Annotated in this window: 15 protein-coding genes and 2 pseudogenes; 7 read left to right on the plus strand and 10 right to left on the minus strand. The window is 71.9% G+C overall.

Features of this window, described 5'->3' with window-relative positions; all coding sequences use genetic code 11:
• The first annotated feature begins 389 nt into the window (after positions 1 to 389).
• Positions 390 to 1,895, plus strand: coding sequence for a glutamate-cysteine ligase family protein (locus NEH16_RS27225; protein WP_265545525.1), 1,506 nt, complete (start codon positions 390 to 392; stop codon positions 1,893 to 1,895).
• 34 nt (positions 1,896 to 1,929) lie between these two features.
• Here the strand turns inward: NEH16_RS27225 and NEH16_RS27230 are convergent, their stop codons facing one another.
• Positions 1,930 to 3,714 (minus strand): VWA domain-containing protein, encoded by a 1,785-nt coding sequence (locus NEH16_RS27230; protein WP_265545526.1) that lies wholly within the window; start codon positions 3,712 to 3,714, stop codon positions 1,930 to 1,932.
• Positions 3,715 to 3,898: 184 nt separating this feature from the next.
• On the opposite strand from NEH16_RS27230, the gene NEH16_RS27235 reads away from it, so the two are divergent.
• Positions 3,899 to 4,678: a CPBP family intramembrane glutamic endopeptidase gene (locus NEH16_RS27235; protein ID WP_073969021.1), complete on the plus strand. Its 780-nt coding sequence runs from the start codon at positions 3,899 to 3,901 to the stop codon at positions 4,676 to 4,678.
• 9 nt (positions 4,679 to 4,687) lie between these two features.
• Here the strand turns inward: NEH16_RS27235 and NEH16_RS27240 are convergent, their stop codons facing one another.
• On the minus strand, positions 4,688 to 5,506 hold the full coding sequence (locus tag NEH16_RS27240) for a PhzF family phenazine biosynthesis protein (RefSeq protein WP_265545529.1): 819 nt from the start codon (positions 5,504 to 5,506) through the stop codon (positions 4,688 to 4,690).
• Positions 5,507 to 5,650: 144 nt separating this feature from the next.
• On the opposite strand from NEH16_RS27240, the gene NEH16_RS27245 reads away from it, so the two are divergent.
• Both NEH16_RS27245 and NEH16_RS27250 read left to right on the plus strand, forming a co-directional pair.
• Entirely contained in the window at positions 5,651 to 6,319 is a 669-nt protein-coding gene (locus tag NEH16_RS27245) for a HEAT repeat domain-containing protein (RefSeq protein ID WP_265545530.1), read from the plus strand.
• Positions 6,320 to 6,338: 19 nt separating this feature from the next.
• Positions 6,339 to 7,331: a MerR family transcriptional regulator gene (locus NEH16_RS27250; RefSeq protein WP_265545532.1), complete on the plus strand. Its 993-nt coding sequence runs from the start codon at positions 6,339 to 6,341 to the stop codon at positions 7,329 to 7,331.
• A 12-nt stretch (positions 7,332 to 7,343) separates the two neighbouring features.
• Here NEH16_RS27250 and NEH16_RS27255 read toward each other — a convergent pair whose 3' ends face one another.
• Positions 7,344 to 7,769, minus strand: coding sequence for a nuclear transport factor 2 family protein (locus tag NEH16_RS27255; RefSeq protein ID WP_265545534.1), 426 nt, complete (start codon positions 7,767 to 7,769; stop codon positions 7,344 to 7,346).
• Between the two features lie 84 nt (positions 7,770 to 7,853).
• On the opposite strand from NEH16_RS27255, the gene NEH16_RS27260 reads away from it, so the two are divergent.
• Positions 7,854 to 8,423: a TetR/AcrR family transcriptional regulator gene (locus tag NEH16_RS27260; protein WP_265545536.1), complete on the plus strand. Its 570-nt coding sequence runs from the start codon at positions 7,854 to 7,856 to the stop codon at positions 8,421 to 8,423.
• Here the strand turns inward: NEH16_RS27260 and NEH16_RS27265 are convergent.
• The 3 genes and pseudogenes from NEH16_RS27265 to NEH16_RS27275 form a co-directional block, all read right to left on the minus strand.
• Entirely contained in the window at positions 8,324 to 8,815 is a 492-nt protein-coding gene (locus NEH16_RS27265) for a hypothetical protein (protein ID WP_308286002.1), read from the minus strand. The two genes, NEH16_RS27260 and NEH16_RS27265, sit on opposite strands and share 100 nt — an antisense overlap.
• A gap of 20 nt (positions 8,816 to 8,835) precedes the next feature.
• Positions 8,836 to 9,621, minus strand: a pseudogene (locus NEH16_RS27270) (aminoglycoside phosphotransferase family protein).
• Positions 9,622 to 9,659: 38 nt separating this feature from the next.
• The gene (locus NEH16_RS27275; RefSeq protein WP_265545537.1) at positions 9,660 to 10,625 is read right to left on the minus strand and encodes a DUF1152 domain-containing protein; all 966 of its coding nucleotides are present in this window, start codon (positions 10,623 to 10,625) and stop codon (positions 9,660 to 9,662) included.
• Between the two features lie 180 nt (positions 10,626 to 10,805).
• Between NEH16_RS27275 and NEH16_RS27280 the strand changes: the two genes are divergently transcribed.
• Positions 10,806 to 11,015: a hypothetical protein gene (locus NEH16_RS27280; protein ID WP_265545538.1), complete on the plus strand. Its 210-nt coding sequence runs from the start codon at positions 10,806 to 10,808 to the stop codon at positions 11,013 to 11,015.
• A gap of 545 nt (positions 11,016 to 11,560) precedes the next feature.
• Here the strand turns inward: NEH16_RS27280 and NEH16_RS27285 are convergent.
• The 3 genes and pseudogenes from NEH16_RS27285 to NEH16_RS27290 all read right to left on the minus strand — a co-directional run.
• Positions 11,561 to 11,971 (minus strand): Imm10 family immunity protein, encoded by a 411-nt coding sequence (locus NEH16_RS27285; RefSeq protein ID WP_265545540.1) that lies wholly within the window; start codon positions 11,969 to 11,971, stop codon positions 11,561 to 11,563.
• Entirely contained in the window at positions 11,928 to 12,347 is a 420-nt protein-coding gene (locus NEH16_RS33970; protein ID WP_430523782.1) for a DUF6188 family protein, read from the minus strand. Before NEH16_RS33970 ends, NEH16_RS27285 begins: the two co-directional genes overlap by 44 nt.
• 30 nt (positions 12,348 to 12,377) lie before the next feature.
• Positions 12,378 to 12,473, minus strand: a pseudogene (locus tag NEH16_RS27290) (ATP/GTP-binding protein); the annotation flags it as partial.
• A 537-nt stretch (positions 12,474 to 13,010) separates the two neighbouring features.
• On the opposite strand from NEH16_RS27290, the gene NEH16_RS27295 reads away from it, so the two are divergent.
• The gene (locus tag NEH16_RS27295) at positions 13,011 to 13,625 is read left to right on the plus strand and encodes a PadR family transcriptional regulator (RefSeq protein WP_265545541.1); all 615 of its coding nucleotides are present in this window, start codon (positions 13,011 to 13,013) and stop codon (positions 13,623 to 13,625) included.
• Positions 13,626 to 13,686: 61 nt separating this feature from the next.
• Here the strand turns inward: NEH16_RS27295 and NEH16_RS27300 are convergent, their stop codons facing one another.
• Positions 13,687 to 13,875: a hypothetical protein gene (locus NEH16_RS27300; RefSeq protein ID WP_073969012.1), complete on the minus strand. Its 189-nt coding sequence runs from the start codon at positions 13,873 to 13,875 to the stop codon at positions 13,687 to 13,689.
• Positions 13,876 to 13,903 lie beyond the last annotated feature (28 nt).

The following is a 13,903-nucleotide window of genomic DNA, read 5'->3' on the forward strand; positions in this document are numbered from 1 at the left end:
GAGCCGGTGCGTCAACTCTCTGCCTCGTCCGCGGAGTTTATACGACAGGTGTTCACGCGGGGTTTCCACTAGCCGCCACGGCTATTGCCGGCAAGGCGGTATCCGGACTTTATTATGCGGAGATCGTGCTGATTCGGCGCGAGCGGCGCAGCCGCCGCCTCGGGTTTTTCCCGCACCGCGGTCGGCCGAAACCCGTCGGGGCTTTACGGCCCCGCCGCACGGGGAAACGGCCCGATGCGTCATGCCGAGTGAATGTGCCCGGGGCCCCGGCGCTCAGATTAGCGTGTGTGCGCCGTCCGCGGGGCGTTACGGATCACGTCCTGCGGGCATTATCGATCGTGATGCGGGCGGCCCGGGCCGCGTGCCGGCCACTTGAGGAGGACACTTCGATGGGGGAGAAGGTCGTCGCGGGCGACTTTGACCTGTCCGACCGGCAGAGGTACCGGAGGAAGCTGCACCAGTGCCTGGAGGCGCTGTCCGGGCTCCTGGCCGAGCGGCGGTTCGACCGGCCGCGCAACCTCATGGGCATGGAGATCGAACTGAATCTCACGGGCGCCGACGCCATGCCGAAGATGTTGAATGGGCAGGTACTGGAGCGCATCGCGAGTCACGATTTCCAGACGGAACTGGGGATGTTCAATCTTGAGGTGAACATAGTCCCCCATCATCTGTCGGGGCGTGTTCTGGACCAGTTGGCCGAGGAGCTGCGGACCGGGCTCGGATATGCCGACCGGAAGGCCGGTGAAGTCGATGCCGGGATCATGATGATCGGAATCCTGCCGACGCTCGGCCGCGACGACATGGTCCGGTCCAATCTCTCCGACGTCGACCGCTACGCCCTTCTGAACGATCAAATGCTGGCGGCGCGCGGCGAGAGTTTCTCGCTCGATATCGAAGGCGTCGAGCGGCTGGTCGCGACCGCCGGATCGATCACCCCGGAGGCGGCCTGCACCTCGCTGCAACTGCATCTCCAGGTCACCCCGGAACGCTTCGCCGACGTGTGGAACGCGGCGCAGGCCGTCGCCGCAGTGCAGGTCGCCCTGGGGGCCAACTCGCCGTTCCTCTTCGGCCGGGAGGTGTGGCGCGAGTCGCGCCCGCCGCTGTTCGAGCAGGCCACGGACACCCGGCCGCCCGAACTGCAGAACCAGGGCGTGCGGCCCAGGACCTGGTTCGGGGAGAAGTGGATCGGCTCGGTCGAGGAACTCTTCGAGGAGAACGTGCGGTACTTCCCGCCGCTCCTGCCCATCTGCGACGAGGAGGAGCCGCTGCGCGTCCTCGCCGACGGCGGGGTCCCCCAGCTGAAGGAGCTGGTCCTCCACAACGGCACGGTCTACCGCTGGAACCGGCCGGTGTACGGGATCGCCGACGGCGTCCCGCATCTGCGCGTGGAGAACCGGGTGCTGCCCGCCGGCCCGACCGTCGCCGACGTCATCGCCAACACCGCGCTCTACTACGGCCTGGTGCGGGCGCTGGCGGAGGAGTCGCGTCCGGTGTGGACCCGGATGCCGTTCTCCGCCGCCGCCGAGAACTTCGAGACCGCGTGCCGCCACGGCATCGACGCCGAGCTGCTGTGGCCCAGGCCCGGCCGCTCCGGCGGGCTGACCCGGGTGCCCGTGACGAAGCTGGTGCGCGACGAGCTCCTGCCGCTCGCCGCCGCCGGGCTCGACGGCTGGAACATCGAGCCGGCGGACCGGGACCACTACCTCGGGATCATCGACGGGCGCTGCAAGCGGCGGACGAACGGCGCGTCCTGGCAGGCGGACACCTATCACCGGGCGCGCGAGGCGGGCCTCGACCGGGGCGCCGCGCTCGCCGCGATGACCCGGCGCTACGGCGAGCTGATGCAGGGCGGGGACCCCGTGCACACCTGGCCGGCGGGCGTCCCGGCGCCGTGACGGGCGAGCCGGTCCGTGCTGCGGACCGGCCCCCCTATTCCCCGGCCGCGCGGGCGCCCTGGCCCGCCGTCATCACCGCCTGGAGGATCACCGCCTGGATCTCGGCCGGGTCGTTCACCTGGTAGCCGCCGCCCCCGGTGGCCTTGGCGATCTCGTCCAGCTCCTCACGGTCCGCCTCCGGCCCGACGGCGATGGCCAGCAGCGGGACCGGGCGCGTCGGGTCGGCGATGGACTTCAGCTCCTCCACGAGGGCGGAGCGCGAGATGGACCGCTCGTCCTGGTTCGACCCGTCCGTGAGGATCACCACCGCGTTGAACTTGCCCTTCACATACGTACGCTGCGCCTCCTTGTACGCCGCCAGCGCGGTGTCGTACAGACCGGTGGCGCCGTCCGGCACCGGGCGCAGCGCGGCGAACGCGGCGGCCAGCTTCTCCCGGTGGGTGCCGCCGCCCTTCACCGGGTCGCCTAGTCCGGCGGTCGTCACCAGTTGCCGGTAGTCCTTGTCCCCGTCGAGCCTGGTCGCGAACTCCCAGAGCCCGATCTCGTCGTTCGGGGTGAACTGGTCGAGCGCCTGGATCAGCGATGCCTTGGTGACGTCCATCCGGGACTGGTTGCGGCCCGGTACCGTCGCGGCCATGGAGCCGGAGGCGTCGACCACGGTGGTGAGCCGCGCGCTCTGCACGGTGATCGTCCACAAGCCGAGCGTCTCCTGGAGCGCCTCGTCAGTCGGGGCGGGCGGCTGCGTCGCGTCGTACGGCTGGGGCGACCGGCCGCCCGCCGCCGCGACCACCTTCTCGTCCGCCGCGCCGTACGTGGTCCGGAAGCCGTGCTCCCGGAAGGTGCGCAGGGAGCTGTCCTCGGAGAGGAGGATGGTGAACCGCAGCGCGGCCCGGCTCTCGTCCGTGGACTGGTGGCGCTCGTCCACCATCGTGAGCGGGTAGTTGAGCAGCGGGGTGCCGTCCTCCGGATAGAAGAGGTCGAGCTTGCCGTCGGCCGCCGATTCGGCGTTGTGGGCGAAGGCGGCCTGCTCGGAGAGGAGCACCACCTGGTTGCGCGCCGGGTTGCCCGCCTCGGCGCCCGAGCCGTCCTGCGGCAGGGTCGCCACGACCTGGGTGTCCCCGTCGGACATCCGCTGGGCGAGCAGCTTGGCGGTGGCCGCGACCCGGGTGTCGCTGTCGCCTCCCTGCTTCCGGGCGGAGGCGCCGATGCTGTTGAGGGCCAGCAGGCCGGTCGCCGAGCGCGCCGGGTCGGCGGAGCCGAGACGTACCCGGCCGGACTCCATGGCCGCGCCCGTCAACTCGGCCCAGGTGTACGTCTTCTTCGGCCAGCGCAGGTGCTCGGCGGCCCGGGGGACCGCGGCGAGCGTGACCGGTGAGGTGGCGACGGAGCCGCCGGGGGTGATGGCGGTGCCGTCCCCGGCGCCCTTGGCCCTGGTCAGCCACAGGTCCGAGTCGGGCAGCCACATCTGGTAGTCGGGGCGGGCTCCGCTCGCGAGGGCGTCCGCCACCTTGTACGAGTCACGGGCCACCACGTTCACGTCGACACAGCGTCCGTCCGAGCGCACCTCGTCCGTACGTGCCCGGTCGGCGATGGCACGTACGGCGGGGGCGATGTCCGGGGAGGCCACCATCGACAGATGGACGGCGTCCTCCTCGCAGGACTTCGAGAACGAGAGCAGGCCGCCCTGCACCGCGACCGCCGCGCCTCCCGCCACGGCGAGGACGAGCACGGTGGCGATGGCCACGGTCCGGAGGCGGCGCGGTGGACGGTCCCCGCCTCCGGCCGCCGCGCGGTCATCGGGCAAGCTGTGACGTCCCATGTCGGTGGTGCCCCTCCTTGAGGATGTACAAGGAAAAGGGGGACCACACCATCGGCAATGGCGCTCGTCCCCCGGCCAGTCGCGCATGATCTTCGTACCTGCATTCGAGACCCTAGCGGGGCGGCGAGAGGCGTGGGACGCGAATGCACAACTGAGGGCAGGTGTACAGGTGGAGGCGGGGCGCGTGGCTGATTCTTTTCCCCAGGAGGCCGTGTCACAACGGATTCTCCGGTCCGAGACGGTGCTGGTGCTGGCGCTCTCGCTGGGGGCCAGCGGCGTGTCCGCCCTTATCAGCTTTGTCGGATCGCTGACGAAACCAGGGGGTTTGAAGGATCAGGCGGCGACCCTCAACAGCTCCGCCGCCCCCGGCCGCCCTTGGCTGGATCTCGCCTGGCAGCTCTTCGGTATCGCGACCGCGCTGGTGCCCGTCGCACTCGTCGCGCATCTGCTCATCCGGGAAGGGACCGGGCTGCGCGTCCTCGGCTTCGACCGCACCCGGCCGGGGCAGGACGTGGCACGGGGCGCGTTCGTCGCGGCGGGCATCGGCAGCGCCGGGCTGGCCTTCTACCTGGTGGCCAGGGCCGCCGGCTTCAACCTCACCGTCGTGCCCGAGTCACTGCCCGACGTGTGGTGGAAGTTCCCCGTGCTCATCCTGTCGGCCCTCCAGAACGCCGTGCTGGAGGAGGTGATCGTCGTCGGCTATCTGCTGCGCAGGCTCGGGCAGCTGGGCTGGACGCCGATGGCCGCGCTGCTGGCCAGCTCGGTGCTGCGCGGCTCGTACCACCTCTACCAGGGCATCGGCGGGTTCATCGGCAACATGGTGATGGGCGTCGTCTTCGTGCTGCTCTACCGGCGCTGGCAGCGGGTGGGCCCGCTGGTCGCGGCGCACGCGCTGCTGGACATCGGCGCGTTCGTCGGTTACGCGCTGCTCGCCGGGAAGGTGGGCTGGCTGCCCACCCCGTGAGCCCCGGGGTCACGGTCCGACGAGCAGTTCGCCGTCCAGCACCGTGACCGCGCGGCCCGTCAGCAGGGTGCGCGCGCCGCGCAGCGAGGTCCTTACGAGACCCGAGCGCGCGGACGCCTGGAGCCCGGTCAGCTCCTCGCGGCCGAGCCGGGCCGACCAGAACGGGGCCAGGGCGGTGTGCGCGCTGCCCGTCACCGGGTCCTCGTCGATGCCCACGGCCGGGAAGAAGCCGCGCGAGACATAGTCGTACGCACGCATCGGCGTCGCGGCGGCTGTGGCGATGACACCGCGCCGCGAGAGGGCGGCCAGCGCCGCGAAGTCCGGGGCCAGACCCCGTACGGCCGCCTCGTCCTTCAGCTCCACCAGCAGGTCCCCGACCTGCGCACCGGTGTCGTGCACGGACAGCGGCTCCGCGCCCAGGGCCTCCGCCAGGCCGGCCGGCGCGGGCTCCGGGGTCAGCGGGGCGGTCGGGAAGTCCAGCGTCAGCGAACCGTCCGGGTGCGCGGTCGACGCCAGCGTGCCGCACCGGGCGGCGAAGCGGACCGAGCCGGTGGCGGTGCCCGTGGTGTGCAGGACATGGGCCGTGGCGAGGGTGGCGTGGCCGCACATGTCCACCTCGGTGACCGGGGTGAACCACCGCAGCGCCCAGTCCGCGTCACCGCCCGGTGGCAGCGGGTGGGCGAACGCGGTCTCGGAGAGATTCAGCTCGGCGGCGACCCGCTGGAGGAAGGCGTCCTCGGGAAAGCCCTCGGGGCCGAACAGCAGGACGCCGGCGGGGTTGCCGGCGAAGGGGCGGTCGGTGAACGCGTCTACGGTACGAATCCTCATGGGCCGACCGTAGGTCTCCGTCCCGGCCCGGAACCAAGGCCAATCGCGGACCGGTGGCCTCCTTGAGGGCTGTCCGGCACCGCGCCGGGCTTGACCTTGTCACGGTGACAACCGCTTCACTCGGCCGCGAGGAGGTGGTCCCCCATGACCACGGCGAACGAGGAGACGGCCGTCGCGCGGGCGCTGCGCGGGCTGGAGCACGGTGACGCGTCGGTGCGGTTGCGGACCGCGCTGGCGGTCGGATCGGCGCCGGACGCGCGGCTGGTGGACCGGCTCGTGGAGCGGTGCGCGGCCGAGCCGGACTTCTCCGTACGGGAGATGCTGACCTGGGCGCTCACCCGGCATCCGCGGGACCTGACGGTGCCCAGGCTCGTCGGCGAGCTGCGCTCGGAGCGCCCGCAGGCCCGTAGCCAGGCGCTGCACACGCTGTCCAAGACCGGCGACCGGCGGGCCTGGCCGGCGATCACCCCGGCCCTGCTCACCGACCCCGACGACGAGGTGGCGCGCGCGGCCTGGCGCACCGCGGTCCTCCTCGTCCCCGAGGACGAGGCGCCCGCGCTCGCCGCGGTGCTGACCGGGCAGCTCGGGCGCGGCGGACGCGAGACGCGGCTGAGCCTCAGCCGGGCGCTGATCGCCCTCGGCGCCCCGGCCGCGCCCGCACTGGACGCCGCCGCCGCGCACCCCGAGCCCCGGGTCCGCGAGCACGCACTCGCCACCGAGGAGCTGCGGCGCGACCCGGACGCCGGGTTCGACCTGGCGATCGAGGAGGCGAAGCGGAGGGTGGCCCTCGGGGCTTACGGTGATCCGGCCTGATCCCAACGAAAGGCCGGAAGTGTTGATCGGTGAGGTGGCGCGGCGGTCCGGGGTCAGCGCGCGGATGCTCCGGCACTACGAGTCGCTGGGGCTGGTGCGGCCCACGGGGCGCAACGACGTCGGATACCGGGAGTACTCCGGCGAGGACGTCCGGCGCATCTTCCACATCGAGAGCCTGCGGTCCCTCGGCCTGTCGCTGCGCGAGGTGGGGCGCGCCCTGGACGATCCCGGCTTCAGCCCGGCCGGTCTGGTGGACGACCTCGTCCGGCGGACCCGGGAACGCATCGCGAGCGAGACGGAGCTGCTGACCCGGCTCAGCCGGATCGGCGCCGCCGGGCCGGAGGACTGGGAAGGCGTCCTGCGCACCGTCGCCCTCCTCCAGGACCTCGGCTCCAGCAGCCCCGGAACCCGGCAGCGGGCCGCGCTGTCCTCGGGCGGCGAGGCTCCCGTGGAGGCCCTGGTCGAGGCGGTGCTCAGCGAGCGGGATCCGAGCGTGGCCGGTGCGCTGCGGTGGGCCCTGGCGCGGGCGGGCGGCGGGCTCGACCTGTTGGCGGAGGGCCTGGACTCGCCCGTCGCGGCGGTGCGCGCCCGGGCGGTGCGGGCGGTCGCCGGGATTCCGGGCGAGGCGGCGAGCGCGCTGCTGCGGGATGCCCTCGGTCATCCCGATGTCGCGGTACGCCGGTACGCGGCGCCGGCGCTCGGTGCGCGCGGGGTGGCCGAGGCGGTCCCGACGCTGATCGGCATGGTCGCGGAGGCGGTGCGGGACGTGGACGCGGCCGACGCGCTCGGCGCACTGGCCGCTGATCCGGAGACCGCCGAGCGGATCGCCTCCGCGCTCGTCGGCCGCCTCGCCGACCCCGCGCTCGACGCGCCCGCCCGCCGCCGCCTCACCCAGGCGCTGGCCGACATCCTGGGGCCGACGGCGACACGGGCGCTCGGGGAGCTGGCGGAGGACGGGGACCGGGGGGTGGCGGTGACGGCGGTGTACCTGCTGGGGTTGCGCGAGGGGTGAGCCCGGCCGGTGTCAGCCCCTGGCCGCGGCGAGGGCCGCGGTGTCCATGTAGTCGCGGACCTGGGTGATCAGGCCGTCGCGGACCCGGAGCACGAGCAGGCCGGGGACGGTGAAGACGGCGCCCGTGGCCGGCAGCGTCCCCGCCACCACATGCTCGGCGACGATCACCTCCGGGTCGTCCGTCTCGTACGCGGACACCGTCCTGACCTCGTCGATCCGTACGGGGCTCGCGCCCCAGACCGCCCGGTAACCGGTGCGTACGGCCTCGCGGCCCTCGTAGCGCGGCGGGAAGCCGGGGGCGGTGAAGGGGAACTCGTGCACCGCGTCGGCCGCGTACAGATCCGCGAGACCGTCCGCGGACTTGTCGAGCATGGCCTGGTGGTAAGCGGCCAGGGCCTCACGGGGGGTACGGACGCGGGCGGTTTCCGGGTGCGGCACGGTACGGCTCCATTCGCTCAACGCTTGTTGAGCGTGACCGTAGGCCCGGAGGAGGGGTTCGGTCAACGGCTGTAGAGTCGCGGCGTGACCACGCCTCGGGAGACCCGCGCCGACCGCCGCCGCGCCACCGAGGCGCGCATCCTGGAGAAGGCCCGGGAGGAGTTCGCCGCCAAGGGGTTCGACCGGACCACCATCCGCGCGGTCGCGGGCGCGGCCGGTGTGGACCCGGCCCTGGTCATGCAGTACTTCGGCTCGAAGCGTGAGCTGTTCGGCCGGGCCGTGCAGGTGTTCGCCGCACCCCCGCCGGAGGGTGCGGGCGCGGACGCGTTCGCGGACCGCATGCTGGCCACGCTGGGCCTGAAGCTGGGCGGTCTGCCCGAGGGGACGCTCGCGGTGCTGCGGTCGATGCTCACCGATCCGGCGGCCGCCGAGCACGTACGCGCCGCGCTCGGCGGTCAGATCGCCGACGCCGGTGCCGCCGTCCCGGCCCCTGACGACCGCGAACTGCGCGCCGCCCTGGCGGTCACCACGCTGCTCGGTGTGACCATCGGTCATCAGCTGCTGGGGCTGTCCGCCTTGCGCGAGGCGTCGCCCGACCGCATCGCCGCGCTGCTCCGGCCGGCGCTCAACGCGCTGGCCGAGCCCGCGCCGTGAACGGGGTGCGGTGCCCCGCCGGTGTTCCCCTCCCGGAGGGCGGCGGCTTCCTCCAGCAGCGGCCAGCCGTCCATCTCCTGCCGACGCCGCTCCGACGGCTGCCATCCGTGGGCCGTCGCCACGTCGAGCAGGGCGCGGACGGCCCCCGGTTCGTGCAGGTTGAGCGACGCGCCCCCGACGTGGCCCACGTCTGCGGAGCCCAGGGGGGCGCCGCCCGGGACGTACCGGTCCGGGGCCTCGGCGAAGACGATGCGGAGGGATCCGCCCGAGCCGGGGCGCAGCGTGAGGATCTGGCGGCAGTTCCCACCGTCGGTGTGCCGGTGGCGCAGCGTCCACAGATACGTGCGCCCGCCGACGACCAGCCGCCGGGCCTTCTTCGCGTTGCGGGGCATGGGCCGAGCGTACGCGCCGGTCAGTCCAGCAGGGCGGCCGCGAACGTCCGGCGGTGGTCCGCCAGCCAGGTCCGGATCCGGTCCCAGCGTTCCCATCCGCCGCGCTCGGCCAACGCCCGGAGGTAGACGGGGTCCCCGTCGGCCACGCGGCGCGCGCCGAAGGCCCGGCAGACCTCCGTGGCCTGCTCGATGACGCCGGGCAACTCGGCGCGGTCCTCCGCCGGGAGGCCGTAACCGTTGGCGAGGATCCGCAGCCGTGCGGTCGCGTCGAGGCCGGGGGATGGAGGGCGGCCGCGGATTCGGGGTCGAGTATGGGCGCCCAGTAGCGGGCGGTCATGGCGACGTCCCAGAGGGGGCGGCCCGGGGCCGCCAGGTCGAAATCGATCAGGGCCGCGGCGCGGCCGTCGCGGAAGACGACGTTGTCCGGGCACACATCGTTGTGGCACATCGTCGTCCCGCCCTCCGGGGCGGCGAGATCCGTGGGCCACGCGGCGCGGGTGTCGACCGGGACGGCCGCGCCGGCCTCGTGGACCCGCCGCAGCAGGCTCCCCACCGATGCGAGGGCGGAATCCGTCAGCGCCCACTCCGGGAACGGCGGCAGAGCCACGTCGCCGGGGATGAACGTCAGCTGCTCACGGCCGTCCGCGGTGAGACCGACGGGGGTCGGCGCCGCGTCGAAGCCGTGCCGCTTCAGCGCGCGGAGACAGGCGTGGAGTGCCGCGCGTGGGGCGCGGGGCCGGCCGCTTCACCAGGTCACCTCGGCGGTTCGCCATACCGCCGACCAGTGCCTGGTCCTCAGCCGTCATGGGGGTCACGCTAACCAGCACCGGAGCGCGCCCAAGGTTCAGTGCGGGAACGTTCTCGGCGGACGCTGGCGGGGCAGCGCGGTGCGGAACTCCTCGATCACGGTACTCACCTGCCGCATCAGGTGAGTCCGTTCCAGCAGGCCGAGATAGAGATTGCGGCGGGCCAGGCCAGGCAGGTCCACACAGAAGTACATCGCCATCAGCGGGTTGACGAACAACTCGCTGTCCTTGGTCCTCTCCGTGAACCGGACGTTGCCGAAGTCACCGCGCACGGCAGCGGCCACGGATCCGTTCACGATGCTCGGGTGGCTCGCGGTGTGGCGCTGGGCGTGCGCCACCGCGTCGAGATACAGCGCGCCCTCGCGTCCCGCCCCGAGCAGCGAGAAGGCGCCGAGATAGGAGCCGTCCCGGTCCAGAGCGGCCAGGTTCTCCAGTACGAGCGAGTGGTTCACGCCGTGATACGCGTCCACCCCGAAGCCGAGGCAGGCCACCAGCCGGTGCGCGACCTCGTCGAGTCCGCTCACGGCGGCGAGGCTCGCCATGTCCTCCTCCGGGGTGCCGAGACCGTGCTCGTCGCCGCGCATCAGGATGTCGGTGCCGCCGTCCACCAGCACGATCGCGTCGACACCACCGAGGTGCTCGATCAGCGCCCGGTAGGCCGTCCGCAGCGGCACGACCCCGATGCTCGGGAAGGCGTACACGGTCGGCGGCAGCTCCTGCGTCACCAGCCATCGCGCGAGCGTCCGTTCAGGGAAGTAGTCGCCGCGCAGGGGGGTGTCGGGCCCGATGGCCGCGACGTCCTGGTCCACCCACACATCGAGGTCCAGGCCGTACAGATCGGCGAAGGACAGGTTGGCGAGGTGCACCTCCTTGCCCGCCGACCGCAGCGCGAAGGCGAGCGGCAGCCCGGCGTACACGTCGAAACCGCCGCCCGCACCGGCGATGAGCACCCGTTGCGCGTCGCGCAGGCGGGTGAAGAACGCGGGTTCCCCCAGAGAAATCACCGGATGACGCTACCAGGAGGGCGAGTCGGCACCGGGCGATGTGGTGAGAGCGGACATCGCGGCTGACCTGTGCCAGTTACCCCTGATCGATTGCTACTACGCGGCGACGGCCCGGGACCATGTGGGCTACGAGCCTGGCTGAAGCGGGGCCGGCTGACTCTGCTGGACCGCGATCCACCCATGGACGCGATTGTCTCGCAGTCGTTCTGGCTGCACTGGCACGACGGCACCCGCAAGCGCCGGTACGCTCCCGACTACTTCGTCCGGCTGTCCGACGGTGGTGCCCGCGTCGTTGACGTCCGGGCCGAGGACGAGATGGACGAGGCGACGCGGGAGACGTTCGACGCGACCAAACATGCCTGCCGGGCCGTGCGCTGGGAGTTTGAGTAGGCCGGGCGGCCCGAGCCGGTGTTCATGGCCAACGTCCGCTGGCTGTCTCGGCATCGGCGGCCCGCCGCGGCCGGCCGCCGCCACCGGCTCTGTCCACCTGCATGCCGACGCACCGCCTGCCTCCAACGTCAACAGGGAGACGCTTCATCGACGGGGCCGAGCGTCAACGATGATCCTCCCCACCGAGAAGAGCGTCGCCGCATAGCCTGCGAAGAACCGCTGCTTTCGGGCTCTCGACCGCACCGCCAGACGTGCTCAGCGACCCGTCGGCAGCACGCCCGCCGATGGAGCCGACTCCATCACCCGAACAGTCCATCCTCTGCGGTCAACGAGCCCGCCGCGGCCTCGACCCAGCTCCTTGCAGAATTCGAACCTTCGAGCTCTTCCACGACCTCATCGAGGGATAGGCACGGCAGAGCGCGTCGATGGTGCTCGAGGAACTGCCGGCAGAAAGCCCGCCGCCGTCGCGAAATCGCTGTTGGCGGCAGCCAAGTGCGGGGCCTCTCCTCCGCCTTCCCGCTTGGGCAGCCAGCGGGGGGAGCGGATCAGACGGCGAGGCGGCTGGGCACTGCGTCTGCACGGCCGTAGTTGAGCACCTGGGCAAGGACTTCGCGGAACTGGACGATGTCTTCGGCTGGTGCTTCGATGACGGCCTCGATCTCGCTGTCCTCCAATCGCAGGTCATCCAGAGCGCCAGGGTCCAGTGAGACGTGCAGGACGTTGCCCGCCAGAACGGCTTCACGCACACATCCGTACGCGGTCCCCTGGCCAGCTGTGACCAGGCAGTGCGTGTCCATCCCCAGAGCGATCTCCTGGTCGTCCGGATCGTCCTCACCCGCCATGAACATCAGGATGAAGCCGCTGCCATCCACTCGCTCGGCAAGCGCAGCTTCAGTGAAGTAGCCGTCGGGATCAATCTCGGTTCTGGCGGTACGGGCGGTGAATCGGTACGTCATGACGGCGTTCTACCAGTACGGCCCCCTGAGGCTTCAGACGGGGGCAAGACGGATCGGACGAGCAGGTCAGATGGTGGCCTGTGTCGAAGACGAGACACAGGGTGCCGGACTTGAACGCGACCGCCGACAGGACATTCGCCCCGAAGAGTGCGAGTGCCCCCGCGACGTCCTGCGACTCCGGATTCAGGAGCACGGACGGGTTGGCGCGCGCTGTACCGTGCGAGAGGTCGACGGGTGCTTCCAACGCGACTTCCCCGTTCGAGTCGAGGCCAGCACGAGCCGGAAGTCCACGGTGATCCTGGTGACGCTCATCCCGCGAAGGTTCAGGACCCACGGGTCCTCGTGTTCGACGGGGGCTCTCTTCAGCGCTCACCACTGCACCCTGGCTGATCTGACATTCGAAGGCCAAGAGGCGGGCGAACTCTGCTGCAACCATGCGGGCGGACGCAGCTGGCGGAACGGTGATGCAGAGCACGGGAATGCGGTCTGCGCCCGGCCGCCGTCAGCTCGGCAGCCTCGACCCGTTCGCGCTCGGCCAGCGAACAGCGTTCTGGATCGAACTCCGGCCGCGGCTTGGTCCCTTCCGGAGCATCGGGCGGCAAGCGTGTCGACGCTCCCGCTCCAGTCGCGACTCGAAGCCGAGGTGTCGCCCGGTCGTCGCCGCCCAGTACCAGCCCGGGAAGTGACGCTCGCCGCGCGACCAGCAGAACGTACGGACCGGATCGGCACCCTCGAACCGGCTCGTCACACAGTCCCGCGGCGGACGCCGGCGACGCCCGTGCACCGCGTCGACGTACGACGACTCGACGCACGTCGCTGCCCGATCCACCCCAGCCGGTACAGCCGCCCAGCACCCCCCGTGCACTCAACCGCGCGACCAGGTTCGCTGAGGCAGGAGCCCCAACGACTCGGTTGAGTGAGACAGGGCAGCGGCCTGTTTCCGGGTAGCGGTTGTCATGCGATCGGTTCCGATATATCGTTGAGACATCGCGACAGTACAGCGATAGACGAAAGATCAACGTAAGCAGAGGAGTGCGTCATGCGTTCACATGGATTCGAGCATGGACATGCACATGGTCACGGGCGCGGCCCGTACGGCCCCGAGGGGCGACGTGGGGGTTTTGAGGGGCAGCGGGCGGCGTTCGGGCCGTTCGGGCCGCCGTTCGGCGGTGGGCCGTTCGGTGGTGGACGGGGCCGGGGTGGCGGCCGGGGGAGGGCGCGGCGCGGTGATGTGCGCGCGTCGATCCTGGCGCTGCTCAAGGACCGGCCGATGCACGGGTACGAGATGATCCAGGAGATCGGCGAGCGCAGCGGAGGGGCCTGGCGGCCCAGTCCCGGCTCGGTGTACCCGACCCTTCAGCTGCTGGAGGACGAAGGGCTGATCACCAGCGCGAGCGAGGGCGGCAAGAAGCTGTTCACGCTCACCGACACCGGCCGCACCGAGGCCGAGACCGGTCCCGAGGCGCCCTGGGAAGAGGCCGGGCGCGGGGTCGACTGGGAGGGCATGAACGAGGTCCGGCAGGCCGGGTTCGGTCTGATGGAGGCGTTCGGCCAGGTCTGGAAGACCGGCTCCGCCGACCAGCGCGACAAGGCGGTCGCCGTCATCAACGAGGCCCGCAAGAAGCTGTACCTCATCCTCGCCGATGAGCACTGAGCCCCGCCGTGGGCCGGTGTGACGGAGCCCGGTGGCCTCAGGCCGCCGGGCTCCTCGCTGTTCACGCCTCCGTGGTGATCGGCCAGATCCGTGCCGCGTCGAAGCGGTCGGACGCGCGGGGGTGCGGGCCGTCGTCGTGGCAGTGGAAGGCGCACCAGAAGAGGTCCGCGGGCAGGGCGTCCAGCGGCGCGTGGACCCGGTAGACGTACTCGCGCCCGTCCAGCGCCGGCAGGGACACCAGCCAGCTCACCCCGGCCCCCTCCCGCCGCCGCGAACAA

It is taken from the genome of Streptomyces drozdowiczii (genome assembly GCF_026167665.1).
GTDB lineage: Bacteria > Actinomycetota > Actinomycetes > Streptomycetales > Streptomycetaceae > Streptomyces > Streptomyces drozdowiczii_A.